Genomic DNA, 24,199 nt, shown 5'->3' with positions numbered 1-24,199 from the left:
AGAAGGTGGTCTCAGAGAAGGGTTATAATCTCTTAAAAACCCTTAAGGAGGTGAACCATGCCAGTGCATAAGGTGCAGCCCAAAGACCATCTCAAACCAGCAAACCTCAACGGAATTTCCAACGAGCAGATAGAGCCACACTTTGAAGCCCACTACAAAGGCTATGTGGCAAAATACAACGAAATTCAGGAAAAGCTGGCAGATCTGAGCTTTTCAGACAGAAGCAAGGCAAACCAGAATTACTCTGAATTCAGAGAGCTCAAAGTGGAGGAAACCTTCAACTACATGGGAGTTGTGCTTCATGAGCTCTACTTCGGTCATCTTGGTGCAAAAGGACAGCCATCAGAAGCCCTCAAGAAGAAGGTAGAGGAGGACTTTGGTTCATGGGATGCCTGTATTCAGGAGATAAAGGCAACGGGCATAGCTTTCAGGGGATGGGCTCTTCTTGGTCTGGATATATTCTCCGGAAGGCTAGTAATAAATGGCCTTGACGCTCATAACGTTTATAACTACACAGGCCTCATACCTATCATAATTCTTGATACCTACGAGCACGCCTACTACGTGGACCAGAAGAACAAAAGACCCCCTTACATTGATGCTTTTCTTCAGAACCTCAACTGGGAGGTTATCAACGAAAGATTTGAAAAGGCTATGAAGGCCTATGAAGCTCTAAGGGATTTTGTGAAGTAACTCGCTGGGGGCTCTGCCCCCATTCTTTCCATCCCTCTTCCTTGTTTATGCATATCTTTCTCACACCATCGTAGTTAATCTCTTTTGAAACCCTGTAAAGCTGGGGGTTTTCTATGAAGGCTTCCATGTGTTCCTTTCTATCAAAGTAAAGAAGACTCTTGCTGTCCATAAGCACACAGTAATCTCCTTCAGGGTTTACAAAACTGCCACATACTGGACATCGGGTGTGGGGTCTGGGCGGTGGTGGAAACTTCTCCCTGAGCCTCTTTACCCTGTAAGCCTTCATGAATATAGCAAGGCTGAGACCAATAATTATCGCATCCGCCATAAGAACTTCTGGCAGGGAGAAAGCTTTTATGAGCACACCAGTCAGTATGGCAAAGAAGCCTACCAGATTTATGGCGAAAACAAGAAAGGTGTGCCCAAGGGGAAATTCTTTTACCAGCATGAGTATGGCAAAGAAGAAACCAAAAACCTGAACAAACCTTGCCACTATTACGAGCACATTTACAAAATCCCACTGCTCCTGAGTCATACTCCTGAGACTTTATGCCCTCTGTCAGAGGCATACAATGACAAAGCTCATCAAGGCGTATACCAGAGCCTGTTAAAATATCAAGGACCCATGAAGGAAACCCGTATAGTGAAATACATAAAGGGCTTGATAAGAAACCACAGGTATGTAACCACAGAGGAGATTATGCTTATGCTGGAGAGGTATTACGGATTGCCCATAAAGGTCCCTTCCGTTTACTACAAGTATCGCACCATAATAAGGCAATGCAGGCAGGCAGTATACAGGGAAAGGAGGAAGAGAAAGGATGTATGACCTTGTTATAGTGGGCGCAGGCAGCGGTGGATACGAGGGGGCACTGTATGCCCACAGAAGGGGTATGAAGGTTGCCCTTGTGGAGCTGAGCCCAGAGACAGTGGGAGGGAACTGCCTCAACAGGGGCTGTATACCCTCAAAGTATATGAGGCATGGAGCCTACATGCTTGATAAGTTTCACAGGCTTCCAGAATATGGCATATTCCTAAAGGGATACGAGCTCAGTATGCAGGAACTCAAAAAGGGCAGGGACAGGGTGGTGGTCACCATAAGGGAAAACTTCAAAAAGTTTGCAGAGCATCTCAAAATTCCCATCTTCTATGGAAGGGGAGTTCTCAAGAACAGCCATACGGTGGTGGTGGAGCCAGAGGGCATTGAACTCAGAGGGAGATACATCCTGCTGGCAACGGGCTCTTCTACTTCCTCCCTGGGAAACCTTGTGCCCGATGGAAGGTATGTCTACGACACAGACCAGATATGGTCCCTTGAGGAATTTCCCAGGAAAATCCTGATAGTGGGCGGTGGTGCAGTGGGTGTGGAGTTTGCCTACATATTCAGGATGTATGGCTCTGAGGTGCTTCTGTTGGAACTGAAAGACAGGCTTCTTCCATCTGCGGATATTCCCGAGGAATCCTCCAGATACCTCGCAAGGAAGCTAAAAAGGCTTGGGGTGGAGATAAAGCTGAAAGCTACAGTTGAGAGCTGGGAGCCTTCGGAGGGTGGTATCAGGGCTGTTCTTTCCGATGGTTCAGAAGTGAGTGCAGACCTTATCCTCCTGGGGGTGGGCAGGAAGCCAAACACGGAAAGTATCGGACTTGAAGAGGTGGGTATTCAGAAAGACAGCAAAGGCTTTATAAAGGTAAACCAGTTCTGTCAGACGAGCATCCCCAACATATACGCCTGCGGAGACATAACCTCACCCCTCATGCTTGCCCACAAGTCCATGTATGAGGCAAAGGTAGCCATAAGCCACATGCTGGGGGAGGAGGACATGGTCAGGGATGAAAGGATTGTTCCAAAGATAATATACTCCGCCTACGAGATTGCCAGCGTGGGGCTCACAGAAGACCAGGCGGAGGAAGGGGGGCACGAGGTAAGGGTTGGCGTTGTCTCCTTTGTGTCAAACCCAAAGGCTATGGATGACGGGGAGAACGAGGGTTTTGTAAGGCTTGTGGTGGATGAAGATGGACGCTTGCTGGGATGTCATATACTTGGTCCTCATGCGGGTGAGCTTCTCCATCAGGTTGTTCACCTCATGAAGGCAGACCTAAGGGTGGACTTCCTTTCCAAGTCCATGTATTCCCACCCATCCCTTTCAGAGGTCATAGGTCAGGCAGGTATGGAGGTGCATTTTGGTCCCATAACATGGGCAAGGAGGCATTAGAGCTCAGCCAGTATATCCTTTACTATGACCTTCCCCTCCTTTAACCTTACATCTTTCACAAGCGCCTCCACGAAAGGTATGTAAAGCCTTCCTCCGTCCACCTCCAGAAGGTCGTAAGGCTTCTGTTCAATGATGCCCGAAACCCTTCCCACCTGCTTCCCACTTTCTGTAAGAACCTCCAGCCCCTCAAGCTCAAAGTAATAGTATTCTCCCCTCTTCTTTTTGGGAAGCTCCTCCTCTGGAAGAAAAATCTTTGCCCCCCTGAAGGCCTCCACCTGCTCAATAGCATTAAAGCCTTCAAACTTCAGAATAAGCTGGTCCTTGCCGTGGGGCTTTGTGTATTCCACGGAAAAGGGCACATACTCACCTCCCTTACGCTTGAGAAAAACCCTTTTTATTTTTGACCAGTGCCTTCTTTCCAGATAAGTCTGCACCTTTAGCTCTCCTTTCAGACCGTACGTGTCAAGCACCTTTCCTATCACCACATATTGATTTTCCTCATTGATGGACTTATCCCCTTGCATACTCTTATAGTTTATACACTTTTTAAAGGAGGAAAAAGATGGCAATGCCCACATGGGAAGAGGTTGAAGCGGTTCTTGATGAGATAAGGCCAGCCCTCAGGTTTGATGGGGGTGATGTGGAGCTGGTGGACATAAAGGAGGATGGCACTGTGCTTGTGAGAATGGTGGGGGCCTGCTCAGGCTGTGGCATGTCCGTGCTTACGCTCAAGGCAGGCATAGAGAGGGCTCTCAGGAATAAATTTCCTGACATAAAAGAGGTCAAGGATGTGAACATGGACATCCCCATGACCTTCGGCTTTTAGGCTACTGCACCTTTATGTAAGCAAATCTTTCAACAGCCTGAAGGTGTCCTACTATGCCGACACCTGATGGCACTATCTTCGTAAATTCATGTAGTTTGCTGGCATCCAGCTTAAGCCTCTGAAGGGTTATGTTGCATATGAGATACTCTACACCATACATGGAGAGGGATTTTTCCTCTTCGTAAAGCTCCTGAATCTTTATGGTTTCCTTTTCCCATGGACTGCCCGACAGGTCCTTCATAAAGAACTTCACTCCAGGTCCGTGAGCTACCACCACGATTTTTATTTTCATAGGGTTAAAGTCATAGACAGAAAGGTGGTTGCCTATATTTCTGAGCATGGTCCTGAACCTGTCCTCCTGAGGAAAGTCGCAGTGGTAGATAACTCCAACCTCTGCCTCCCTTTTTACCTGAGACATGTCAAGCCTCTGCGGGCTTGCCTGTCCTACTCTGTTAATTAAAGGCACGGAAGCAAGCAAGGATAACCATCTGAAAAAGCCCCTTCTGTCCATATACGCACCTCCTTGTGAAAAATATAAGGGGCGAGTCTGGAAGAGCTATAAAACCTCTGGAGCAGGAGATAAGGCATATTTATGTGCTTATATGCTTAATCCTGATGCCCAGCTCCTCCAGAGCCCTGAGAAACTCTCTGAACCTGAATATTCTCCTGTCGCAGAGCACTATGGTGCCCCTGTCTTCCCTGCTCCTCATGAGCCTGCCTATACCCTGCCTGAACTTTATGAGAGCCTTTCTCTTCTGGTATTCAAAGGGGTCAAGTCCCGCAGATTTCAGAAACCTTATCCTGTGAAAGGTTATTGGCTCTTCGGGGCTCTCAAAGGGCAGCTTTGCCATGAGGATCCCCTTCTCACCCTTTACATCAACCCCAAACCAGAGGCTGTCAAGACCGACCAGTGCACTTATCCTTCCGGACCTCAGGTCTTCAAGAAGACCGGACAGGGGCTCATCCCCCTGAAAGGCAACCCCTTCCTCCCTTTCAAAGAGCTTTATGTGTTCTCTGTTAGTAAGAAGCACAAGCACTCTCTCATGTAAACTTCTCAGGTATCTGTAGGCGTCTTTGAGGCAGTTCTCCCACTCTTCCTTTTTTCTCGGGTCTGCAGAGTAAAGGAGAAAATTGACCCTCTCGTAGGGAAAGGTATGCTCCAGCTCGTAGTATTCTCCGCTTATTCCGAGAGTCTGCCTTATATCCTCGGGTTCAACGGTGGCAGAGGTTATTATTACAGCCCTGTATTCTGTGAAATCTACATGTCCCGCCGGAAAAACTGGGAACACTTCCAGCCAGTAGTTGAAAGTCTGAAGTCTTTTACTGAATCGCCTGCCCACAAGGTATCCCATACCGGGAGGGTCTTCCTTCATGATTCTGTAAAATTCTCTGACTTTCTGCAGTCTTCTTGTGAGAAGCTCATAGTTTCTTAGCCTCTTTATCCACCTTTCCTCTTCTTCAGTTGGTTTCTCAAGGTTTGCCTTCAGGTCAAGGTATCTTTCCCAGTCAACGAGACCGCTCTTGAGAAGATAATCCTTAAAAGTAAGGCTCACAAAAATTCTGTCTGTGATAAAGCCTGTGAGCTCTGATATAAGGTTCTCCCTTATGGTCCTGTGGAAAAATAGCAGTGGTGAGAGTATGCTCTTTTCAAAGGCTTCTGCATAAGGCTGAAGGCTCTCAAGCGGGAGCTCCTCCTTCTGTTCCTTAAAGAGCCTCTCAAAGTTTTTTATGAAAAATTCCTCCGGCTCAAACCTTGCCTCCTTCAGAAAATCAAGCACCTTGCCCATTATGTCCACTCTGAGGGTATAAAGGGATACCCCTGATGTGAGACTGCTGGTTATGTATCTGTCAAGCTCATGGGCTTCGTCAAGCACCAGCACCCTTTCTTCAGGGTTTTCAAACTCCTTCAGGCTCAGGAGGGCATGGTTTACCACAAGAAGGTCCGCCTGCCTTTCAAGCCTTTTTAACCTTCCCCAGTAGTAGCAATCCTGCCTGAAACTGCATGTCTGCCTGTAGTGGGGCGTGCAGTAGTCATCATCCACACACAGCCTCTCTCTGAGCTCTGTCTCAAGGTTCACAAATTCAAAATCTCCATCCCAGCTCCCCTCCACAGCCATCTCCAGCTCAGCCGGTCTTTTCTCCAGAGGCAGATCGTAATACCTGTCAAGGCACAGATAGTTGCTCTTGCCCTTCATAACAAGATAGCTTATCTCCTTGCCGAAGATGTATAAGTAACAAGACCTCAGAGTTTCTATGTCTCTGCGTAGCTGTTCCTGAAGGAGCTTTGTTCCCGTGGAGATTATGGCCTTCTGCCCCTTTTCCATAAGGGGTATGAGATAGCCGTAGGTCTTTCCCGTTCCTGTAGGTGCCTGAATGACCTTCACGCAGTTGTTTCCCTCCTCTATGGCTGACAGGACAATGCTGAAGAACTTTTCCTGCACAGGTCTTCTCTCTAAGCCTTTTTTCAGCAAAAATTCGTAGATTTCAAGGGGCATGTTAAAATTCTAAGCCATGGAGAGCTTTCTGGTCACCGGCTGTGCGGGCTTTATAGGGTGGAAGGTTTCAGAGAAGCTCCTTCAAAAGGGTTTTAAAGTTGTTGGCGTGGACAACATGAACGATTACTACGATACAAGGCTGAAGGAATACAGGCTGGGGCTTCTGAAGGAGTATGAGAACTTTACCTTCTACCATATGGATATTGAGGACAGGCATTCACTGGAAGAGGCCTTTAAAAGGCATTCCTTTGACTGTGTGATAAACGAGGCGGCAAGGGCAGGGGTCAGGTATTCCATAGAAAACCCCCAAGTTTACTTTACCACCAATGTGCTGGGAACTCTCAACCTCCTTGAGCTCTGCAGGGAGCGGGGCATAAAAAAGTTTGTGCTCGCTTCCACTTCATCCCTTTATGCAGGACAGCCCATGCCCTTCAGGGAAGACCTGCCGGTGAACACACCCATATCGCCCTACGCTGCCTCCAAAAAGTCTGCAGAGGTGCTGTGCTACACATACCACTACCTGTATGGCATAGATGTGTCTGTGGTTCGATATTTTACCGTCTACGGTCCTGCAGGAAGGCCTGACATGAGCATCTTCAGGTTCATAAAGTGGGTTCTGGAAGGGAAGACACTTGAGGTCTTTGGCGACGGTTCCCAGAGCAGGGACTTTACCTACATTGACGACATTGCAGAGGGAACCATACTGGCCACAAAGCCCCTAGGCTACGAGATAATAAACCTGGGCAACAACAACCCCCACACTCTACTGGAGGTTATAGGTCTCATAGAAAAATACACGGGCAAAAAGGCACAGCTTGAGCTAAAAGATTTCCACAAAGCTGATATGAAAGCCACATGGGCGGACATTCAGAAGGCTGAGAGTCTTCTTGGCTGGAAGCCTCAGGTGAGCCTTGAGGAGGGTATAAAAAGGACTGTGGAATGGACTCTGAAGAACTGGGGGTGGGTAAAGGAGGTGAGGGTTTAATATCTACATAAGACAGGCTTATAGGAGTAATAAGCCGGGCTTATAAACATATAAGAAGGTTGAAAGGGAAAGACTGTGAAAAAGTTTTATTTTATAACTTCACAGGAGGTCTACCATGGAGATAGGCGGTAGCTTTTATGACAGAAAAGCCTACAGCACATGTTATATGTGTGCATGCAGGTGTGGTATAGAGGTATATGTAAGAAATAATAAAGTGACATACATAAAGGGCAACGACGACCATCCTACCAACAAAGGTGTTCTCTGTGCCAAGGGTTCCTCTGGCATAATGAAGGAATACAGCCCTGCAAGGCTAAGAAAACCACTTCTCAGAGTTGGTCCAAGAGGCTCCGGGCAATTCAGGGAGATTGAGTGGGAAGAAGCCCTTCAGATTGCTACCCAGTGGCTGGAGGAGGCAAGGAAAAAAGGTCCCTACAGGATTGCCTTCTTTACTGGAAGAGACCAGATGCAGGCTATGAACGGCTGGTTTTCCTGCCAGCTTGGAACGGTCAACTGGGCAGCACACGGTGGTTTTTGCTCTGTTAACATTGCAGCAGCGGGCCTCTATTCTATCGGTGGTTCCTTCTGGGAGTTTGGAGAAGCGGATTTTGAAAACACCAAGTATTTTATGCTTATAGGTGTGGCCGAAGACCACTCTTCCAATCCCTTCAAGCTTGGCATTCAAGAGATGAAAAGAAAGGGTGGAAAGTTTGTGGTGGTAAACCCTGTGCGCTGGGGCTACGGTGCGGTTGCAGACGAGTGGGTCCCCATAAAGCCCGGAACTGATGGTGCCTTCTTTCTCGGCATAATGCACGTGCTTTTCAAATACAACCTTGTTAACTGGGAATTTCTCAGGGAATACACCAACGCACCATGGCTTGTAATTCAGGCACCGGGCACTTCAAAGGATGGGCTCTTTTACAGAAACGCCGAAGGCAAGCCCATGGTCTTTGATAGAAAGACCCAGTCCTTCCAGCCTGCGGACAGGGTAGTCCCGGACAACCTTGACCCAGCCTTCATAGGAGAGTTCACCACCCCGGAGGGCTATAGAGTCAGACCCGCCTTTGATATCTTCGCAGAAAGGCTTGTGAGAGACTACAGCCCGGAGAAGGTGGAAAAAATAACGGGCATACCTGCAAAGGACATAGAAAGAATTGCCAAGGAAATGGGCACAATAGCCCTTTATCATCCCATAGAGTTCCCCATAGAGTGGATGGATGTGTGGGGCAGAAAGCACAAAAAGGTCATAGGAAGACCCGTATCCTTCCACATGATGAGGGGTGTGGCATCCCACAGCAACGGCTTCCAGAGCGCAAGGACTGTATTTCTGCTCATGATGATGCTGGGTGTGGTGGATGTGCCCGGAGGCTTTCTCAACAAGCCACCCTATCCCAAACACATAGAAGACCTTCCCAAGCCCTACAAGATAACAAGACCTGACGAGATAAAATACGGGGAAGTATATCCAGGTCCACATCTTGGATATCCTCAGAACCCTGATGACCTTCTTGTGGATGAAAAGGGCAATCCTGTAAGAATAGACCATGCCTACAGCTGGTGGTTCCCGCTGACTGCTCACGGGCTCATACACAACGTGATACCCGCAGCCTACGAAGGAAACCCATACCACATTGAGGTTCTGATGATTTACATGGCAAACATGGCATGGAATTCTTCCCAGAACATACCATACATAATTGAGGCTCTGACCGCAACAGACCCGGCGGGCAACTACATAATACCCAGAGTTATAACTATAGACGCCTTCTACAGCGAGCAAGTGGCCTATTCAGACCTCGTGCTTCCTGATGCCACATACCTTGAGCAATGGTTTTCCCTTTCGCTTCTTGACAGGCCGCCTTCCGCGGTGGATGGTCCAGTGGATGCCCTCAGGCATCCTATTATAGACCCTGTGGCAAACGGCTACGATGTGAAGGGCTGGGGAGATGTGATGGTGGAGCTTGGCTCGAGGCTCAGACTTCCGGGCTTTGTTAACCCTGACGGCTCAAGAAAGTATAAAGACTTTAAGGACTTTATCATAAACTGGCAGCCAAGGCCGGGTGTGGGTGCCCTTGCTGGCTGGAGAGGCAAGAACGGAGACAAGCACTTTGTGGGAGAGCCAAACCCCAGACAGTTAGAGATGTATATAAAGAACAAAGGCTTTTTCTACTACAGGCTTCCGGAAAACATGAGATTCTACAGGCACGTAAATAAGGATTATCAGGAATGGGCTGTGAGCGTGGGCTTCCTCAAGAAGGTCGCACCTATAGTCTTTAACTTCTACCTTGAAACTCTCCAGACCTTCAGGCTTGCCGGTCAGGGGCTGTGGGAGGGCAAAAATCAGCCACCAGCCGACCCAATCCTAAGGGAAAGGCTTGTAAAATACTTTGACCCACTGCCCTTCTGGTATCCACCCTTTGAAGAGGAGGTTTCCAGCAAAGAGTATCCTCTGTATGCCTTCACTCAAAGGCCTCAGTGGATGTATCACTCCTGGGATTCTCAGAACGTCTGGCTAAGACAGATATCTACGAGAAACTACCTGTATATGAACCCAAAGACTGCAGAAAAGCTGGGCATAAAACATCTTGACTGGGTATGGGTAGAGTCAAGGGTAGGAAAGGTCAAGTGTCAGGTATTTCTAACAGAAACTACAGAACCAAACTCCGTCTGGACATGGAATGCCATAGGCAAGATGAAGGGTGCATGGGGTCTCAAGCCCGAGGCAGAAGAAGGGCATGAGGGCTTTCTCCTAAACCATGTGATACCGCACAGCATACGCATAGGTGGAAAGGAGGTTTACTACGGAGACCCCATAACGGGGCACCTTGCGTGGTTTGATACAAAGGTGAAAGTCTACAGGGCGGAGGACCAGACACCGGAAACCTATCCCCAGTTTGAAATCCAGCCCCTTGACTATATTAAAGAGAGATGGGTGCCTGTGCTGAGGTATAAGCCATGAAGACCATTGAGAAAAAGACCATAGCGGACTACGAGGCACTGCCCGAGGGCAGCCCCTATCAACTAATAGAGGGGGAACTTATCATGAGCCCAGCTCCAGGCTTTGAGCATTTTGGAAGCTCTTTTAACCTTGTGCTTAAACTCGCTGACTTGGTATACCGTGCAGGTAAGGGAAGGGTCATTTACGCCCCCGTAGACCTCTATCTTGACGAAGAAAACGCCTACCAGCCGGACATAATGGTAGTTCTCAAAGGCTCAAGGGCGAGGATAACCAGTAAAGGCGTGCATGGACCTCCCGATGTGGTGGTGGAGATACTCTCGCCTTCTACCGCCTATTACGACCTGACGCAGAAGAAGGATGTTTACGAGAGGTCTGGCGTGAGAGAATACTGGATAGTAGACCCTCTCAGGAAGAGCCTTGAGGTGTATCTGAATACAGAGAAAGGTTTTGAACTTATAAGCAGGGCAAAAGGGAAGGGCACAGTGAGGTCTGAGGTGCTATCCTTTGAGCTTTCTCTTGATGAGGTTTTTGAGGGAATAGAGCCATGAAGACCATTGAGAAAAAGACCATAGCGGACTACGAAGCCCTTCCAGAGGGAAGCCCCTACCAGCTCATCGAGGGAGAACTGGTCATGAGCCCAGCACTAGGGTTTGAGCATTTTAGAAGTTCAAAGAAGCTATTTGTTAGACTCTACAGACTGCTTGAGGAAACAAAAAAGGGTGAGGTCATATACGCGCCAGTTGACCTATACCTTGATGATGAAAATGCCTATCAGCCGGACATTATGGTAATTCTCAAAGGCTCAAGGGCAAGAATAACCGGCAGAGGCGTTTATGGACCTCCTGACGTGATTGTGGAAATTCTCTCTCCATCCACTGCATACTACGACATGAAGGTAAAGAAAAGGGTTTATGAACGCGCCGGTGTAAGGGAATACTGGCTTGTGGACCCTATAGACAGGAGCTTTGAAATATATGTGAACACAGAGGAGGGCTTTAAACTGTATTCGTCCGCAGTGCGTAGTGGCACTGTGAGGTCTGAAATTCTTAACACAGAGCTTGACTTAGAAGAAGTTTTTGAGGAGGTATAAAGATGGCACAGTTTGCCCTTGTTATAGACCTGAACACCTGCGTTGGCTGTCATGCCTGTGCCACCAACTGTAAGGAGTGGAATACTCAGGCGGCCTTTGGACCCCTTTCCGACTTTGACCCCTATGGAAAGGAACCACAGGGCGTATGGTATAACAGGATAATGAGCTATGAGATGGGTGAATTTCCCAACACGCAGGTCTTTCATCTTCCCAAGTCCTGTCTGCACTGTCAGGATGCGCCCTGTGTGCCTGTCTGTCCAACTGGAGCCAGCTATAAGAGAGAGCAGGATGGTATAGTGCTGGTAAACTACGATGACTGCATAGGCTGTAAACTCTGCTCCTGGTCATGCCCCTACGGCTGTAGGGAGTTTGATGAAGCGGACAAGGTGATGAAAAAGTGCACCCTCTGCATAGACAGGATATACGACGAGTCCCTGCCACCAGAACATAGAAGACCTGCCTGTGTTCTTACCTGTCCTGCAAGGGCGAGGTTCTTTGGGGACATAGAAGACCCAGAAAGTGAAGTATACAGAGTTATAAAGGAGCGAAACGGCTTCGTGCTCTTCTCTGATATGGGAACAAACCCCGGCAATCACTATCTACCAAGGACAGAAACAAAGGTTCATGTGGATGAACACCTCTTAAAGCACGATAACCCGCTCTTCCTTGAAGTTTTAAGAAGACATCATGTAGGAGGTTAAGCATGCACCCACCAGTCTCTCTTATATGGTTTTTCCTTACCGCCGGTGTTTCTATAGGCCTCTTTACCTTTACCTACTTTATGGAATTTCTCACTCTCTTTGGCAGAAACACTGCCATGCCCAGGAATGCGGTTCTTATATCTCTCATCATTTCTCTCATTCTCATAGGTCTGGGTGCTATAGGGGCAAGTTTTCACCTTGGACACAAGTTGAGAGCGTGGAAGGCAATAAGACGTTTTCACACCTCCTGGCTTTCAAGGGAGGCAGTCTTCAGCGGGGCTTATGGTTTTACCCTACTTCTGTATGGGCTTTCTTACTACTTTAACGCACAGCCCTTTTTGCAGCACTTGCTTGGAATAACAACCTTTATCCTCGGCTGGCTTTCAGCCCTCTCTACTGCCATGATATATGCCAGCAACAAGTTCGTGCTTGAGTGGAACACATCTTTCACAGTTCTTTACTACCTCAATATGTATCTCATGCTTGGCTCTTCAGCCTTTCTGGCTCTTACTTACCACTACAGACCGGAGTTTATTCCCGCCTACCTTTTCCTTACCTTCCTTTTCCTGTCCCTGGGTCTTGCCTTCAGGATAGCCTTTAACATAAGACAGTTTCTCATATCAAGACCCACCATAAACGAAGCCCTCAACCTTCCTCACAACAGACCAATCAGGGTTCTTGACACGGGTAGCACCACCGATAACTACTGCACCACGGAGTTCTACTACAAAAAAGGGAAAGACCTTCTGGGCTCTGTTCTTCCCGTTGCATACATACTCACCTTCGTGGTTCCCCTCTTTCTGGTGCTCTACTCCTGGATTACTGGCAACTATAACTACACCTTCTACGCCATAACCTTTGCAAGCCTCGTGGTGGGGAGCTTTCTCGAAAGGTGGTGCTTCTTTGTGGAAGGAAACCATGTGCAGAACCTCTTTTATGGGCTTTATCCTGAGGAGGGCTACAGGCTGAGAAAGGGCTACATGGAGAGGAAAAAGACTGTTATAAGGCTCTAATCCTCCTTCTGGCACTCCTCTTTTATTCTTTCAACCACCGCCCTGAAGAGGGGCAGTGCGGTTGAGTTTATGTCTACATATGCTCTCCCCGCAAGAGAAAAGTCGTAGATGTGGACCACTTCGTTCCTGAGCCTGACCGTTTTTGCGATTTTCTCCGCAACTTCCCTGCTGAGAAGACCCACCGAATAAAAGCCCTTTAGGCAATCCATGGGTGAGTTGCACTCAAGCCCCTTCTTTTCAAGCAGAAAAAGTCTTATTGTCTTCCACAGGCTTTCAAAGGTGTATTCAAACCTCTTTGTAGCCACTTCGTAGAGAAGCTCCTCTTCAAGCCTTTCCTCAAGAGCCCTTACCCCTTCCAGCTTTTTCAGAGCCTTCTCTGTCTGAACCAGCTTTTTAAGTAGTCTCTCCCCACATGCCATAGCACCGCTCCTTTTATGATACTTTCAAGGAACTCTTCCGAAAGCCTTCTTATTTCCACCAGCTCAATCTTTCTGGGTGTATCCACTCTCAGACTCAGCTCCTCTACAATCTCAAGGAACAGCCTGTCATCAAGGGGTTCAAGACAGTCCAGTGCAAGGTCTATGTCGGAAAGCTCCGTATCCTCTCCCAGAGCGGTTGAGCCATACAGCAGAAGAAGGCATTTTTCCATGTTTAGCCTTTCTCCCAGAGTCTGAAGCACCTGCCCTCTTAACCTTTCTATCTCCTTCTTTCCCATCACCAGTCAAAGGGGATTATGTCCACCACCTGCCCTGCCTTAAGCTCATGCACGTCCTCGTATACCACCATGTAACAGTTGGCATCCACGTAGGAGGTGAGCATGTGGGACTGGGTTTTTGGGGAGTAGTCGCAGAAGAGCCTTCCATCTCTCTGCCAGAATCTTGCCCTCACAAACTCCCTTCTTTCCGCATCTTTTCTTGAAAAGCCCCTCACCAGCTCCGCCCTGTATAGAGGCGGTCTGCACTCCTGAAATCCCTGCATCCTCCTTATGGCAGGCTTTACAAGAAGGTCAAAAGCCATGATGCAGGAAACAGGGTTTCCAGGAAGACCGAAGAAGAGGCTCCTGCCCCTTCTTGCAAGGAGCACTGGCTTTGCAGGCTTTATCCTGAGCTTGTGAAAGAGGACCTCAAAGCCCATCTCCTTTACGAGCCTCTGCACAAAGTCCTTATCACCAACAGACACGCCTCCCGTGCTTACAAATATGTCAAAGCTCTCCACATCCCTGAGCACCCTTTCTATCTCCTCAGGCTCATCCCTCACTATCCCTAAGTGAACCACTTCACACCCAAGCTCTAAAGCCCCCGCATACAGGGCATGGTTGTTGGAGCTTCTTATGTGAGAGGGCCTTTCGAGGGCTTCTCCCAGCTCCCTTATTTCATCCCCCGTTGAGAGGATGGCAACCTTCGGTCTTCTGAAGACCTCCACCATTACTCTGCCCACAGAAGCCATAAGACTAACCTCATACCTTCTGACTCTTGTCCCCCTCTGGAGGATTACCTCACCTCCTTTTATCTCTTCACCCCTCAGTCTTACATTGGCACCCTTTCTTAGGGACTTTTCCACAAGCACATACTCTCCTTCAAGCTTTGTAAACTCCACGGGCACCACCGTGTCCGCACCCTCTGGTATGGGAGCCCCGGTGAATATCCTTACCGCTGTGCCCTTTTCCACTCTTATGTCCGCATCACCACCCGCCGGAGCCTCTCCCACAAGCCTGAGCCTTGCAGGGACTTCTGAGATGTCCTCACTTCTGACCGCATAACCATCCATTGCAGAGTTGTCAAAGGGAGGCTTGTCTGTATCCGCCTTTATGTCCTCTGCAAGCACTCTGTCAAGGGTATTCCACAGGAAAATCTTTTCAGTGGGCAAGGGTTCTGTGTTTTCGAGTAGCAGCTCCAGTGCATCCTCGTAAGGTGTTAGCATGGAGAATATATTAACGCATTCTACTTAACACCCGCCAGCCACTTGCTCACCAGCTCTATCTCCATCTCCGACAGACCCTGACCCCATGGGCACCTTCTGGCGAGCTCCGCAACCGCCTCCGGCTTGCCTTTATATTTTTCCTTCAGATAGCCCAGTGGCTTCTTGTCCTTATCGGTGTGGCATCTCATACAGGAGTTTTTGAAAATGAGCTCTCCTTCCACAGCGAAGCTAAGATTTATAAGAAATAGCACAGCAAAAAGCCTCTTCATGTCAGCACCTCCAGTTTAAAATATCCCTTAATGCTAAAGATAGCCCTGACGGGAAACCTTGGCTCGGGCAAGTCCACTGTGGGAAGGTTTTTTCAGGAAGCGGGCTTTCAGGTTTTTGATGCAGATGGGATTATAAGGAGCTTTTACGAAGAAAGGGGTGAGGTCTACACAGAGGTGGTAAGGGCTTTTGGCAGTGAAATACTTGATGAAGGTGGAGAAATTGACAGGAAAAGGCTTGCTGACATGGTTTTTAAGGACGCTGAAAAGCTCAGGCTTTTAGAGAATATAACCCACATAGCCCTTTACAAAAGGCTTGAAGAGGAGTTCAGGAAAATTCCAGAAAAGGGTGTGGTAGTTGTTGAGGCAAGCCTTCTCGTGGAAAAGGGCACCTACAGAAACTACCATGCAACTCTTCTGGTGTATGCACCCTATGAGGTATGCAGAGATAGAGCCCTGAGAGCTGGCTACAGTCCTGAAGACTTTGAAAGAAGGTGGAAAAATCAGATGCCTCCAGAGAAAAAGCTCAGATACGCCCACTTTATTTTGGAGAACAGGGGAACTCTGGATAACCTTAGAAGTAGAACACTTGAGCTTGTGAGGGTTTTCAGAAACTGGGTGGAGTTTCAGAATGAAGGAATATCTTGAGATACTCAGAAGGGAAGTGGCAACAGCCAGCAAGAGCCTGAAGATAGCCTCTCCCTGGATTGACCAGTGCATGCTTGAAAAACTCCTCGAGGTGCTTCCTAGAGGTGTGAGGCTTGAGGTTATACTCAGAGCCGGGGAGCTTAGGGACTTGAGCATAACGGGAGAGGGCACTTTTAAAGCTCTTGAAAGGTATGGTGCTGAGCTATACATAAACGAAAAGCTTCATGCGAAGCTCATACTGATAGACGACAGACTAGCCCTTGTGGGTTCTGCAAACCTCACAAGACCGGGACTTGAGGAGGATGGCAATTTAGAGGTCATGGTCGCCCTGCATGGAGAGGAGGCAAGGAGGCTTCTTGAGCTCTTTGAGGACTACAAAAGAAGGTCTGTAAGACTCTTTGAGGATACGGTGGCGGTTGTTCTGTCCGTTGAATCTTCCACAGAGGCGGTGGTGGCTCTCTTTGAAAACCTCCCAGAGCAGTCCTTTCTGTGGGCTCAAAGGGAGCATGGAAGGCTTCTGTGCAAGCTCACAAAGGTATACACCCATACAGGTCAGCCAGAATCCTTAGAGGGTCCCTCTGAAAGCAGGGTCTGGGCTGTTGCCTACCTCAGAACCTCTCTCAGGGCGTCTGGTCTTATGGGAAAGGTCAGGGTGCTCCTTGAGCTCAGAGAAAAAGAGGAGGGCTACTTTGGCACACCCCTCTCCGGTCTTCGTCCGGGTGACCAGCTTCTTCCTGTAAGAGAGGGGGATGAGGACCTCAAGAGGGTTATGAAAACAAACCTCTCTGGCTATTCAATGGACTTGCCTGTGAGGGTTGGAAACCTTGTGGGAAGGCCAGTATCAGTTTATGTGGACCTTGCAAAAATAAGCTCCATGCACATGGCTATCCTCGGGACCACAGGCTCTGGAAAGACCACCTTTGTGGCAAGGCTCATTGAAAACACGCCACCCGCTGTATGCAAAACCTTTGTCTTTGACCTGTTCGGAGAGTACAGGCAGAAGCTCAGAATTGAAGAGAGCAGAATTCACCACGTAAGAATACCCTATACACTTCTTCCTCTATGGGTGGAGGATATAAAGGAGCTCTTTAGAGAATATGGACTTTTACTTCAGGAGAAAGGTGAGGAGGAAAGGACATTCCTCACCCACATGAGGACTTACATAAAACCGGACCTCAGACTCTCCGCTTATGCTGAAAGAGGCCTGGGAGACATGCTCCTTGAGGCTTCTAAGGGTGGACTGAAAAAGGAGGTGCTTGAAGTGCTCCGTATGTTGTCAAAAGACATGGGTGAAGAGGTCCTCCAGAATCAACCACAAGTCTTCAGGTTGCTGGGTGAAGCCCTCAGCTCACCTGCTGATGTGGTCATAATAGACCTCAGGGATGTGGTGAACATAAACACCAGGCTAAACATGACGGGGCTCCTTCTCAGAGAGATAATGTCCATTGCCAGGTCAAAACCTTCAAGAAGGCTCCTTGTTCTTGAAGAAGCTCACAACTTTGCTCCAGAGAGGGGAGCCACGGAGGTTCCTGCAGGCAGGGAGAACCTGGCCATAAGTATGACAAAGAGGATAGCCCTTGAAGGAAGAAAGTTTGGAGTTGGTCTTCTGGCTGTCTCTCAGAGACCTGCAAACTTGAGCAAGTATGTGCTCTCTCAACTCAACACTCAGGCAATCTTCAGGCTGATAACGCAGAATGACATAAACGCAGTTTCACAGTTCTTTGAATATCCCTACGAAGACCAGGTCAGGTTGTTACCCACCCTCAAACCGGGTCACCTTTTCCTGAGCGGTATAGCCGTGCCCTTCAGCATGCTTTTAGAAATAGAACTCTAAATCTCCTTGCTGTCAAGTATTATGGTAACAGGTCCCCAGTTGACTATATGAACCTCCATCATGGCACCGAACATACCACACTGGGTGGGCACATGCTCCGAGAGTCTTTCTACAAAGAGCTCATAGAGCTCCCTTGCCCTCTCAGGCTTTTCTGCAAGCTCAAAGCTGGGTCTTCTGCCCTTTCTTATGTTGGCATAGAGCGTAAACTGGGATACAACAAGTGCAGAGCCCATTATATCAAGAAGAGAAAGGTTGAACTTTCCGGAGGAGCCTTCAAAGATACGCAGGTTTATTATCTTTTCTACGAGCTTTTTAACGTCATCTTCAGTATCACCCACCCCAACCCCCAGTAGTATGTTGAGCCCCTCACCTATGCGTGCAACCTCCGAGCCATCCACAAGAACCCTTGACTCTTTTACCCTTTGCAGAACAGCCCTCATGGTGTAAAATTTTATTGTAGAATAAGGAGAAAGGAGGGAAGCATGAAAAAGCTTGGTTTCTTACTCATGAGCTCTGCACTCCTCTATGCACAGGACTTTTCTAACATGAGGATTCTTGATGGTGTAAATCAGGTCCAGAGAAGCATTGAGCTTGCAAAGAGAGCAGAAATTGACCTCAAAGACCCATATCACTTTGAGAAGGCGAGGACAAGCAGAGATGTGGCAAACTCCCTTGCTTCCAGTCTGGATGAGGCTGGCTCAAGGCTCTTTATGGTAAAGAGCTTCAGTGCCCTTTCAAAGGCAAGGGCAGGAAGGGTGGAGCTTGATAACATTGAATTCATAGAGCAGGCAGAGGTAAAGAGGGTTAAGAAGGTTGAATACGGTGAGTATGGTGAGCCACTATACTATGATGAGGAGGAAGGCTCAAGAATAAGGGTTGAGTATGAAAAGAGTCTTGGGCTGGACATAAGCTCTCTCAATTCAAGCCTCAAGTATGCAAGAGAGAACAGGGCTCTTAGCTGTGCACCCGCCGAGCTTGCAAGGGCTGAGGTTTATTATGATGCCATGGCTTACGAGCTCTCAAAACCCCAGCCAAGCATTACAAAGGTTGTGGATTTTTACGGAAAGGCGCAGACTGAAATAAACACTGCCATACAGAAAGTAAACATAGCCAGGGACGGAAACCTTGAATGCTACACAGGTAAGCCCTTCCTTCCGGAGCTTGCAAAGGCTGAACCAGCTCCTCCTCCCGCTCCAGCTCCCAAGCCACCTCAGCCTCAGGAAGAGCTCCTCATGGTGACCGCAAGGGTTCACTTTGATTTTGATAAACACAACATAAAGAGGGAATACATACCGCTTCTTAATGAGGTGGTTAAAGCTCTCAAGGAAAACCCTGGCGTGAGAGTAAGGATAGAGGGCTTTACCGACAGCATCGGTCCAAAGGCTTACAATGACAGGCTTGCTCTAAGGAGAGCTCAGGCTGTAAGAGACTACCTTATTAAAGCTGGTATACCTTCAGAGAGGATAGAAATAGCAGGCTTTGGAAAGGAAAGATACATAGCGGACAACGCCACACCCATTGGTAGGCTTACCAACAGAAGGGCAGAGTTTATAGTGATTCAGGTGCCCGGTCAGTAAAGGCAGACGCCAAAGTCTTCAAATCTTTTATCCCCGCGGGCATCCATGAGGAACCTGAAGAGCCTGCTTTCTGAACCTGTGTAGAGCCTGAAGGTTTTTACTGGCTTACAGCCCTCAAAGGACCCAAGCCTGAAAATTACAAGCGAGCCTGCCTCTGGCTGTCTGTCCCTTATTATTCTTCTCTCCGCATAGAAGGGTAGGCTATGGTGAAAGTGCCCCACCTCGTAAGTTGGTTTAACTGCAGAAGGGTCAAGCCTCCTTATAAACTCTCCAAGCTCTCTGACCCATCTTTTCTCTTCGAGCTCTGGCAGAAGCCCCAGCTTGAGAAATACTATCAACAGAAGACCTGCCATTGCCGGAGAAAGTCTGAAATCTCTCAGAAATAGAAGAAGAGGAAGGGGCAATAGAAGAAGCAACAGAGGACTGAGCGAGAAGAAAAGCACGCCAGCAAAAAGTAAGAGCACCACAAGGGCTGAAACAGACAGAGACAGAGCTTTTTTAACCCTTCCCCACTCCTCAGAAATCAAGAAGCCAGAGGTGATTATGGCAAGGGCAGGAAAGGCAGGAAGCACATACACGGGTATCTTCTGGGCTACAAGGCTGAAAAGTCCATACACAAAGGCAAACCACACAAGAGGAAAAGCGTATTCTCTCCTCACCCTGAGGACTACCCATACAAGGGCGGGGAAGAAGAGTATGGAGTAGGGCAGAAAGCTCACATTCAGGTCAGCAAGATAAAAGTAAAAAGGCTCATCACCATGATACACACGCCTGAGATTTTCCCTGTAGAAGACCTCCCAGAACAGGCTTCCCTTTGTAAATATCTGATATACATGCCACCACAGACCCAGCACTATGGCCAGAAGGCTAAGCATATAATACCTGAGCCTGAGAAGCTCCCCAGGGTTTGTAAAGAGCAGGTAAAAAAAGACCACACCAGCTGGCAGCACAAAGCCAGCAGGACCCTTCACAAGCATGGCAAGGGAAGAAGAAAGAAAGGCAAGAGGGAGAAGGAGGAAAACCCCCCTTCTGTAGTATAGAAGCCAGAAGTATAGGCTCAGTGTTATGAAGAGGGTAAAGGGCACCTCCGGAGATGCATACTGAGAGTTGGCAAAGAACTGCACAGAAAGGGTAAGGACAAGAAAGCTCAGAAGCCCAATTCTCCAGCTCCCTGTGAGCTCCCTCGCCATTAGCATTGTTATCAACCCCGTCCCCAGTCCGAGGAGAGCATGCATGAGCCTGAGACCCCACTCGTTAACACCCAGAAGAGAGTATCCAGTAGCCACAAGCCAGTAGGTCATGGGTGGCTTGTTGAGCCTCAGCTCTCCGTTGTAGTAGGGTGTTATGAAGTCTCCACTCTGGAGCATCCTGCGTGCAGAGTCTGCATAGAAGGCTTCGTTGGGAGACCAGACCTGAAAGGCACCAAGATTAAAAAAATAGAGAACTGGCACCAGCAGAGCCAGAAGATAAAGCATGCTACAATTATAAACATGAAAAGCATACCTTTCATAAGCCTCAGGTATTATGCATACCTTGTCTCCCTCCTCCTTTTGCTACTGAGCCTTCTATCCCTTGCCTACAGGGGCCTTAACCTGGGGCTTGACTTTACAGGAGGAAGTGTTCTTGAGGTGAAGTTTGAAAAGCCTGTGAAGGTGGGAGATGTGAGAAAGCTTCTGGAAGGTGCGGGCTACTCCCACTTTCAGGTTCAGGACACCGCTCAGGGGACGGTTATTGTAAAGCTCAGGCTCGGAGACCCTTCAGAAAGAGCCCTTGAGGAACTGAAAAAGCTTTCTAAATATGAACTCATAAGGTCTGAGAGCATAGGGGGTATAATAACATCAGAACTGCGTCAGAAAGCCATATGGGCAATGCTTGTAGCCATTGGTGGCATACTCCTCTATCTTGGATACAGGTTTGAGCCTCTCTGGGCACTGGGCGCCATAGTTGCTCTGGCTCATGATGTGCTTATAGTGGTGGGAGCTTACTCCATAACCCAGAGGGAGGTTAACCTTGATGTGGTGGCAGCACTCCTCATAGTGGCAGGATATTCTGTATCGGATACGGTGGTTGTCTTTGACAGGATAAGGGAAAACCTGCGCATAAGAAAGGGAACACCTTTCAGAGAGCTTATAGACACCTCCATAAACCAGACCCTTGCGAGAACCTTGATGACCTCCCTTACCACCTTTGTAGTATCCCTTACCCTTTTCCTGTTTGGAGGTCCTGCCCTTTCCAACATAATGTTTGCCTTTGTGGTGGGCGTTGTGGTGGGCACGCTCTCTTCTATCTTTGTGGCCAGCGCACTGGTCTTTGACATTAAGAGCAGGCTCAGACCACAGCCTGTGAGTGTATAATTTTGTTAATGAGGGATATAATTCTCAGAGTAGGTGCTTTCTTAATCCTTCCCCTTATTCTTGTGGGCGCTTTCCTTCTCTGGAAAAGTTACACAAATCGCAAACTTCAGGAGCTTGCATACAAGGAGTATGAAATAAGAAAACTCCTGCAAGCGGGGAACTACATGAAGGCAAAGGAGCTGATAGATTCAGCTTCCTCAAAGGATAGCTCCTTCAGGTCTCTTTTCCTCTCCTACGAGCTATACATGGCAGAACACACAAAGGATGTGAAGGTTAATGAAGAGGCTGTTGCTCATGAAGTAGTGAAGAGCCTGAAGGACAGAGAGCTCCAATCCCTATACAGGGAAAGGTATGCCTATGAGCTTTTCAAGAAGGGCAAAAACAGGGAGGCTCTTAGAGAGTTGGAAGGTATTAGGGAAGAAGATTTTAACTATGTGAGCGCCCTTCTGCTCAAGGCACAGGTGCTCAGGAAAGAGGGAAGGACGCAGGAAGCACAGGCTCTTCTGAAAAAGATTGAGGAGAAATTCCCCAACACTTACTTTGCCAACATTGCACAAGCTCTTTCTCTTATGGGGGAATAGTATGAAAGACCTTCTTATAGAAATAGGAACTGAGGAGCTGCCCGCCGGTGTTATACTGTCTGCTCTGAACTATATGAAGGAGAGGCTTTCCCAGATTCTACACAGGCACGATATACAGGCCTTCGCAACACCCAGAAGGCTTGCCTTCTTTGTAAAAAACCTTGAAAACATTGCCCCAGAGAGAGAGGAAATTATCTACGGTCCACCCGTCAAGGTGGCCTATGAGGAGGGAAAGCCCACAAGAGCGCTCCTTGCCTTTCTTGAAAGAAACAGGGCAGACATGGAGGACCTTGTTGAACTTCATAAAGGTGAGGGACTCTACACCGCCATAAGGAGAAGGGTAAGGGAAGTCTCACCTCTTGAAAGACTCTCTCAGCAGTTTGAGGAGCTTCTCCAGTCTGCCCCTTTTCCGAGAACCATGAGATGGGATTCCTCAAACCTCAGATTTTCAAGACCCATCAGGTGGATATGCGCCCTCTACGGTGATGAAGTTCTGCCCTTCTCCTTTGGAAGGGTAAAGGCAGGCAGGTTCACCCTCGGCCACAGAATTCTATCCCCAGGACCAATAGAACTGAAGAGGGCAGGAGATTATATGGAGGTTCTAAGGAACAACTACGTGATTGCAGATTACAGGGAGAGGCTTGGCATGGTGCTTGCCTTCCTTCAGGATGAAGCCTATGCCCTTGGCGGAAGGCCTCTATATCCCGAGGGTCTGGAGGAGGAGGTAACAAACCTAGTGGAGTTCCCCTTTGCGGTGGTAGGGAAGTTTGATGAAAGCTACCTTGAGCTTCCAGACAGGGTCATAATGACCGTCCTTGCACACCATCAGAGGTTCTTCTGTGTGGAGAAGGAGGGTAAACTCCTACCTTACTTCATAGCCATAAGCAACAACTATCCCAGGGATGGGGTGATAGTAAAAGGCTACGAGAAGGTGATTAGGGCAAGGCTTGAGGATGCCCTCTTCTTCTACAGAGAGGACCTCAAAAGGCCCCTTGAGGAGCTTGTTCCCGGGCTTTCTGAAGTCCTTTTCCATCCAAAGGCTGGCAGTATGCTCCAGAAGGTAAGAAGGGTTGGAGCCCTTGCCATGAAGCTGGCGGACCTCCTTGGGCTGTCTGAAGAAAAGAAGAGAAAGATAGAGAGGGCAAGCCAGCTATGCAAGGCAGACCTTCTGACGCAGATGGTGAGGGAGTTTGATGAGCTTCAGGGATACATGGGGTATGTTTACGCTTTGAGGCAGGGCGAAGACCCTGAGGTTGCCCTTGCTATCTATGAGCATTACCTTCCTGTGCGTCCAACAGACCCACTGCCCTCCAGCCATATTTCTGCGGTGCTCTCCCTTGCGGACAGGCTTGATAGCCTTAGCACCTTCATGGCTGTGGGTGAGTCTCCCAGCGGAAGCTCAGACCCCTATGGTATGAGAAGACTTGCCCATGGGCTCTTTGCCATAATAGATGCCTTTGGCTGGGATGTGGACCTTTCTCAACTTCTTGAAGGGTCCCATGAGGATGTTAGAAAGTTTCTTGAAGCAAGGCTTGAAGCTTACCTTGACCCCTATGGCTATGACCTTGTGAGGGCAGTTCTTGAAGTTAAAAATCCGCTGAGACCTTACGAAGTGATAAACACGGTAAAAACCCTTGCCAGCCTGAGGGAGGAGGAAGAATTTAAACATATAGCTGAAGCCTACAGGAGGGTAGTGAGGATACTGCCTCCAGAATGGGGGGAAGGTATGGTGAAAGAAGGGCTGCTTCTTGAAGAGGAAGAGAAAAGGCTCTGGGAAGCCTTAAGGGGGCTTGAGGGCACGCAGGATTTGCTCAGTCTCTCAGCTCTGAAAGAACCCATAGACAACTTCTTTGATAAAGTGCTGGTAATGGACCCCAGGGAGGAAATAAGGAAAAACAGGCTTGCCCTCTTATACAGAATAAAAAAACTTTTCAACAGGTTTGCGGATTTTAGCAAGATAGTAACAGAAGGAGGCTATAAATGATGAAAAACCATAGACGCTACTTGACAGTATCTGGAGGAGGGATTAATTTATGCTCCTGAA

25 protein-coding genes and 1 pseudogene are annotated in these 24,199 nt (G+C 48.3%); 16 read left to right on the top strand and 10 right to left on the bottom strand.

What is annotated here, in order from left to right; genetic code table 11:
* Window positions 1-57 precede the first annotated feature (57 nt).
* Window positions 58-693, top strand: a complete 636-nt coding sequence (locus tag ACKRDP_RS08290; RefSeq protein WP_409154292.1) for a superoxide dismutase — start codon at window positions 58-60, stop codon at window positions 691-693.
* On the opposite strand, the gene ACKRDP_RS08285 is transcribed toward ACKRDP_RS08290, so the two are convergent.
* Window positions 653-1,228 carry a hypothetical protein gene (locus tag ACKRDP_RS08285; protein ID WP_409154291.1) on the bottom strand — a complete coding sequence of 192 codons (576 nt, stop codon included), beginning with the start codon at window positions 1,226-1,228 and terminating at the stop codon, window positions 653-655. The genes ACKRDP_RS08290 and ACKRDP_RS08285 overlap by 41 nt on opposite strands.
* Before the next feature lie 90 nt (window positions 1,229-1,318).
* Here ACKRDP_RS08285 and ACKRDP_RS08280 point away from each other — a divergent pair, with 90 nt between their 5' ends.
* Together ACKRDP_RS08280 and lpdA are read left to right on the top strand one after the other, a co-directional pair.
* Window positions 1,319-1,522: a hypothetical protein gene (locus ACKRDP_RS08280; protein ID WP_409154290.1), complete on the top strand. Its 204-nt coding sequence runs from the start codon at window positions 1,319-1,321 to the stop codon at window positions 1,520-1,522.
* Window positions 1,515-2,906 (top strand): dihydrolipoyl dehydrogenase, encoded by a 1,392-nt coding sequence (gene lpdA / locus ACKRDP_RS08275; protein WP_409154289.1) that lies wholly within the window; start codon window positions 1,515-1,517, stop codon window positions 2,904-2,906. Before ACKRDP_RS08280 ends, lpdA begins: the two co-directional genes overlap by 8 nt.
* On the opposite strand, the gene rimM is transcribed toward lpdA, so the two are convergent.
* The gene (gene rimM / locus ACKRDP_RS08270; protein ID WP_409154288.1) at window positions 2,903-3,388 is read right to left on the bottom strand and encodes a ribosome maturation factor RimM; all 486 of its coding nucleotides are present in this window, start codon (window positions 3,386-3,388) and stop codon (window positions 2,903-2,905) included. The genes lpdA and rimM overlap by 4 nt on opposite strands.
* A gap of 80 nt (window positions 3,389-3,468) precedes the next feature.
* Here rimM and ACKRDP_RS08265 point away from each other — a divergent pair, with 80 nt between their 5' ends.
* The gene (locus ACKRDP_RS08265; protein ID WP_409154287.1) at window positions 3,469-3,732 is read left to right on the top strand and encodes a NifU family protein; all 264 of its coding nucleotides are present in this window, start codon (window positions 3,469-3,471) and stop codon (window positions 3,730-3,732) included.
* Between the two features lies 1 nt (window position 3,733).
* On the opposite strand, the gene ACKRDP_RS08260 is transcribed toward ACKRDP_RS08265, so the two are convergent.
* Window positions 3,734-4,243, bottom strand: coding sequence for a DsrE family protein (locus tag ACKRDP_RS08260; RefSeq protein WP_409154286.1), 510 nt, complete (start codon window positions 4,241-4,243; stop codon window positions 3,734-3,736).
* Between the two features lie 79 nt (window positions 4,244-4,322).
* Window positions 4,323-6,227 (bottom strand): ATP-dependent DNA helicase, encoded by a 1,905-nt coding sequence (locus ACKRDP_RS08255; protein ID WP_409154285.1) that lies wholly within the window; start codon window positions 6,225-6,227, stop codon window positions 4,323-4,325.
* Between the two features lie 16 nt (window positions 6,228-6,243).
* Between ACKRDP_RS08255 and ACKRDP_RS08250 the strand changes: the two genes are divergently transcribed.
* The 6 genes and pseudogenes from ACKRDP_RS08250 (at window position 6,244) to sreC (ending at window position 12,975) form a co-directional block, all read left to right on the top strand.
* Window positions 6,244-7,212: an SDR family NAD(P)-dependent oxidoreductase gene (locus tag ACKRDP_RS08250; RefSeq protein ID WP_409154284.1), complete on the top strand. Its 969-nt coding sequence runs from the start codon at window positions 6,244-6,246 to the stop codon at window positions 7,210-7,212.
* Window positions 7,213-7,232: 20 nt separating this feature from the next.
* Window positions 7,233-10,171, top strand: a pseudogene (locus ACKRDP_RS08245) (molybdopterin oxidoreductase family protein).
* Entirely contained in the window at window positions 10,168-10,719 is a 552-nt protein-coding gene (locus tag ACKRDP_RS08240; RefSeq protein ID WP_409154283.1) for a Uma2 family endonuclease, read from the top strand. Before ACKRDP_RS08245 ends, ACKRDP_RS08240 begins: the two are co-directional and overlap by 4 nt.
* A complete protein-coding gene (locus ACKRDP_RS08235; protein ID WP_409154282.1) occupies window positions 10,716-11,261 on the top strand; it encodes a Uma2 family endonuclease in 546 nt (181 codons plus the stop codon). The genes ACKRDP_RS08240 and ACKRDP_RS08235 overlap by 4 nt, the downstream gene beginning before the upstream one ends.
* A 2-nt stretch (window positions 11,262-11,263) precedes the next feature.
* On the top strand, window positions 11,264-11,962 hold the full coding sequence (sreB, locus tag ACKRDP_RS08230; protein ID WP_409154281.1) for a sulfur reductase subunit SreB: 699 nt from the start codon (window positions 11,264-11,266) through the stop codon (window positions 11,960-11,962).
* 2 nt (window positions 11,963-11,964) lie between these two features.
* The gene (sreC, locus tag ACKRDP_RS08225) at window positions 11,965-12,975 is read left to right on the top strand and encodes a sulfur reductase subunit SreC (RefSeq protein WP_409154280.1); all 1,011 of its coding nucleotides are present in this window, start codon (window positions 11,965-11,967) and stop codon (window positions 12,973-12,975) included.
* Here sreC and ACKRDP_RS08220 read toward each other — a convergent pair.
* The 4 genes from ACKRDP_RS08220 to ACKRDP_RS08205 are packed head-to-tail and all read right to left on the bottom strand — an operon-like array spanning window position 12,972 to window position 15,164.
* The gene (locus ACKRDP_RS08220) at window positions 12,972-13,394 is read right to left on the bottom strand and encodes a nucleotidyltransferase substrate binding protein (RefSeq protein WP_409154279.1); all 423 of its coding nucleotides are present in this window, start codon (window positions 13,392-13,394) and stop codon (window positions 12,972-12,974) included. The two genes, sreC and ACKRDP_RS08220, sit on opposite strands and share 4 nt — an antisense overlap.
* The gene (locus tag ACKRDP_RS08215; protein ID WP_409154278.1) at window positions 13,340-13,690 is read right to left on the bottom strand and encodes a nucleotidyltransferase family protein; all 351 of its coding nucleotides are present in this window, start codon (window positions 13,688-13,690) and stop codon (window positions 13,340-13,342) included. The genes ACKRDP_RS08220 and ACKRDP_RS08215 overlap by 55 nt, the downstream gene beginning before the upstream one ends.
* The gene (locus tag ACKRDP_RS08210) at window positions 13,690-14,895 is read right to left on the bottom strand and encodes a molybdopterin molybdotransferase MoeA (RefSeq protein WP_409154277.1); all 1,206 of its coding nucleotides are present in this window, start codon (window positions 14,893-14,895) and stop codon (window positions 13,690-13,692) included. The genes ACKRDP_RS08215 and ACKRDP_RS08210 overlap by 1 nt, the downstream gene beginning before the upstream one ends.
* Window positions 14,896-14,915: 20 nt before the next feature.
* Window positions 14,916-15,164 (bottom strand): c-type cytochrome, encoded by a 249-nt coding sequence (locus ACKRDP_RS08205; protein WP_409154276.1) that lies wholly within the window; start codon window positions 15,162-15,164, stop codon window positions 14,916-14,918.
* Between the two features lie 30 nt (window positions 15,165-15,194).
* On the opposite strand from ACKRDP_RS08205, the gene coaE reads away from it, so the two are divergent.
* Window positions 15,195-15,809, top strand: coding sequence for a dephospho-CoA kinase (gene coaE / locus ACKRDP_RS08200; protein ID WP_409154275.1), 615 nt, complete (start codon window positions 15,195-15,197; stop codon window positions 15,807-15,809).
* Window positions 15,793-17,643, top strand: a complete 1,851-nt coding sequence (locus ACKRDP_RS08195) for a helicase HerA domain-containing protein (protein ID WP_409154274.1) — start codon at window positions 15,793-15,795, stop codon at window positions 17,641-17,643. Before coaE ends, ACKRDP_RS08195 begins: the two co-directional genes overlap by 17 nt.
* Here ACKRDP_RS08195 and dtd read toward each other — a convergent pair.
* Window positions 17,640-18,083: a D-aminoacyl-tRNA deacylase gene (gene dtd / locus ACKRDP_RS08190; RefSeq protein WP_409154273.1), complete on the bottom strand. Its 444-nt coding sequence runs from the start codon at window positions 18,081-18,083 to the stop codon at window positions 17,640-17,642. The genes ACKRDP_RS08195 and dtd overlap by 4 nt on opposite strands.
* A 42-nt stretch (window positions 18,084-18,125) precedes the next feature.
* On the opposite strand from dtd, the gene ACKRDP_RS08185 reads away from it, so the two are divergent.
* Entirely contained in the window at window positions 18,126-19,220 is a 1,095-nt protein-coding gene (locus ACKRDP_RS08185) for an OmpA family protein (RefSeq protein WP_409154272.1), read from the top strand.
* Here ACKRDP_RS08185 and ACKRDP_RS08180 read toward each other — a convergent pair.
* The gene (locus tag ACKRDP_RS08180; protein WP_409154271.1) at window positions 19,214-20,695 is read right to left on the bottom strand and encodes an ArnT family glycosyltransferase; all 1,482 of its coding nucleotides are present in this window, start codon (window positions 20,693-20,695) and stop codon (window positions 19,214-19,216) included. The genes ACKRDP_RS08185 and ACKRDP_RS08180 overlap by 7 nt on opposite strands.
* Before the next feature lie 15 nt (window positions 20,696-20,710).
* Between ACKRDP_RS08180 and secF the strand changes: the two genes are divergently transcribed.
* The 3 genes from secF to glyS are packed head-to-tail and all read left to right on the top strand — an operon-like array spanning window position 20,711 to window position 24,139.
* A complete protein-coding gene (gene secF, locus ACKRDP_RS08175; protein ID WP_409154270.1) occupies window positions 20,711-21,574 on the top strand; it encodes a protein translocase subunit SecF in 864 nt (287 codons plus the stop codon).
* An 8-nt stretch (window positions 21,575-21,582) separates the two neighbouring features.
* Window positions 21,583-22,155 carry a tetratricopeptide repeat protein gene (locus tag ACKRDP_RS08170; RefSeq protein ID WP_409154269.1) on the top strand — a complete coding sequence of 191 codons (573 nt, stop codon included), beginning with the start codon at window positions 21,583-21,585 and terminating at the stop codon, window positions 22,153-22,155.
* A gap of 1 nt (window position 22,156) precedes the next feature.
* Window positions 22,157-24,139 carry a glycine--tRNA ligase subunit beta gene (gene glyS / locus ACKRDP_RS08165; RefSeq protein WP_409154268.1) on the top strand — a complete coding sequence of 661 codons (1,983 nt, stop codon included), beginning with the start codon at window positions 22,157-22,159 and terminating at the stop codon, window positions 24,137-24,139.
* The last annotated feature ends 60 nt before the right edge of the window (window positions 24,140-24,199 follow it).

Origin of the sequence: Pampinifervens navoyensis, assembly GCF_046159715.1 — a bacterium.
Classification (GTDB): Bacteria; Aquificota; Aquificia; order Aquificales; family Aquificaceae; genus Pampinifervens.
Note: the sequence above shows the minus strand (reverse complement) of the source record. Positions and strands in the feature narration are given on the sequence as shown.

Bases quoted from the DNA above. Each gene is read 5' to 3' on its own strand.
- ACKRDP_RS08290 (WP_409154292.1), top strand. From the start codon at position 58: ATGCCAGTGCATAAGGTGCAGCCCAAAGACCATCTCAAACCAGCAAAC.
- ACKRDP_RS08285 (WP_409154291.1), bottom strand. From the start codon at position 1,228: ATGACTCAGGAGCAGTGGGATTTTGTAAATGTGCTCGTAATAGTGGCA.
- ACKRDP_RS08280 (WP_409154290.1), top strand. From the start codon at position 1,319: ATGAAGGAAACCCGTATAGTGAAATACATAAAGGGCTTGATAAGAAAC.
- lpdA (WP_409154289.1), top strand. From the start codon at position 1,515: ATGTATGACCTTGTTATAGTGGGCGCAGGCAGCGGTGGATACGAGGGG.
- ACKRDP_RS08265 (WP_409154287.1), top strand. From the start codon at position 3,469: ATGGCAATGCCCACATGGGAAGAGGTTGAAGCGGTTCTTGATGAGATA.
- ACKRDP_RS08260 (WP_409154286.1), bottom strand. From the start codon at position 4,243: ATGGACAGAAGGGGCTTTTTCAGATGGTTATCCTTGCTTGCTTCCGTG.
- ACKRDP_RS08255 (WP_409154285.1), bottom strand. From the start codon at position 6,227: ATGCCCCTTGAAATCTACGAATTTTTGCTGAAAAAAGGCTTAGAGAGA.
- ACKRDP_RS08250 (WP_409154284.1), top strand. From the start codon at position 6,244: ATGGAGAGCTTTCTGGTCACCGGCTGTGCGGGCTTTATAGGGTGGAAG.
- ACKRDP_RS08240 (WP_409154283.1), top strand. From the start codon at position 10,168: ATGAAGACCATTGAGAAAAAGACCATAGCGGACTACGAGGCACTGCCC.
- ACKRDP_RS08235 (WP_409154282.1), top strand. From the start codon at position 10,716: ATGAAGACCATTGAGAAAAAGACCATAGCGGACTACGAAGCCCTTCCA.
- sreB (WP_409154281.1), top strand. From the start codon at position 11,264: ATGGCACAGTTTGCCCTTGTTATAGACCTGAACACCTGCGTTGGCTGT.
- sreC (WP_409154280.1), top strand. From the start codon at position 11,965: ATGCACCCACCAGTCTCTCTTATATGGTTTTTCCTTACCGCCGGTGTT.
- ACKRDP_RS08220 (WP_409154279.1), bottom strand. From the start codon at position 13,394: ATGGCATGTGGGGAGAGACTACTTAAAAAGCTGGTTCAGACAGAGAAG.
- ACKRDP_RS08215 (WP_409154278.1), bottom strand. From the start codon at position 13,690: ATGGGAAAGAAGGAGATAGAAAGGTTAAGAGGGCAGGTGCTTCAGACT.
- ACKRDP_RS08210 (WP_409154277.1), bottom strand. From the start codon at position 14,895: ATGCTAACACCTTACGAGGATGCACTGGAGCTGCTACTCGAAAACACA.
- ACKRDP_RS08205 (WP_409154276.1), bottom strand. From the start codon at position 15,164: ATGAAGAGGCTTTTTGCTGTGCTATTTCTTATAAATCTTAGCTTCGCT.
- coaE (WP_409154275.1), top strand. From the start codon at position 15,195: ATGCTAAAGATAGCCCTGACGGGAAACCTTGGCTCGGGCAAGTCCACT.
- ACKRDP_RS08195 (WP_409154274.1), top strand. From the start codon at position 15,793: ATGAAGGAATATCTTGAGATACTCAGAAGGGAAGTGGCAACAGCCAGC.
- dtd (WP_409154273.1), bottom strand. From the start codon at position 18,083: ATGAGGGCTGTTCTGCAAAGGGTAAAAGAGTCAAGGGTTCTTGTGGAT.
- ACKRDP_RS08185 (WP_409154272.1), top strand. From the start codon at position 18,126: ATGAAAAAGCTTGGTTTCTTACTCATGAGCTCTGCACTCCTCTATGCA.
- ACKRDP_RS08180 (WP_409154271.1), bottom strand. From the start codon at position 20,695: ATGCTTTATCTTCTGGCTCTGCTGGTGCCAGTTCTCTATTTTTTTAAT.
- secF (WP_409154270.1), top strand. From the start codon at position 20,711: ATGAAAAGCATACCTTTCATAAGCCTCAGGTATTATGCATACCTTGTC.
- ACKRDP_RS08170 (WP_409154269.1), top strand. From the start codon at position 21,583: ATGAGGGATATAATTCTCAGAGTAGGTGCTTTCTTAATCCTTCCCCTT.
- glyS (WP_409154268.1), top strand. From the start codon at position 22,157: ATGAAAGACCTTCTTATAGAAATAGGAACTGAGGAGCTGCCCGCCGGT.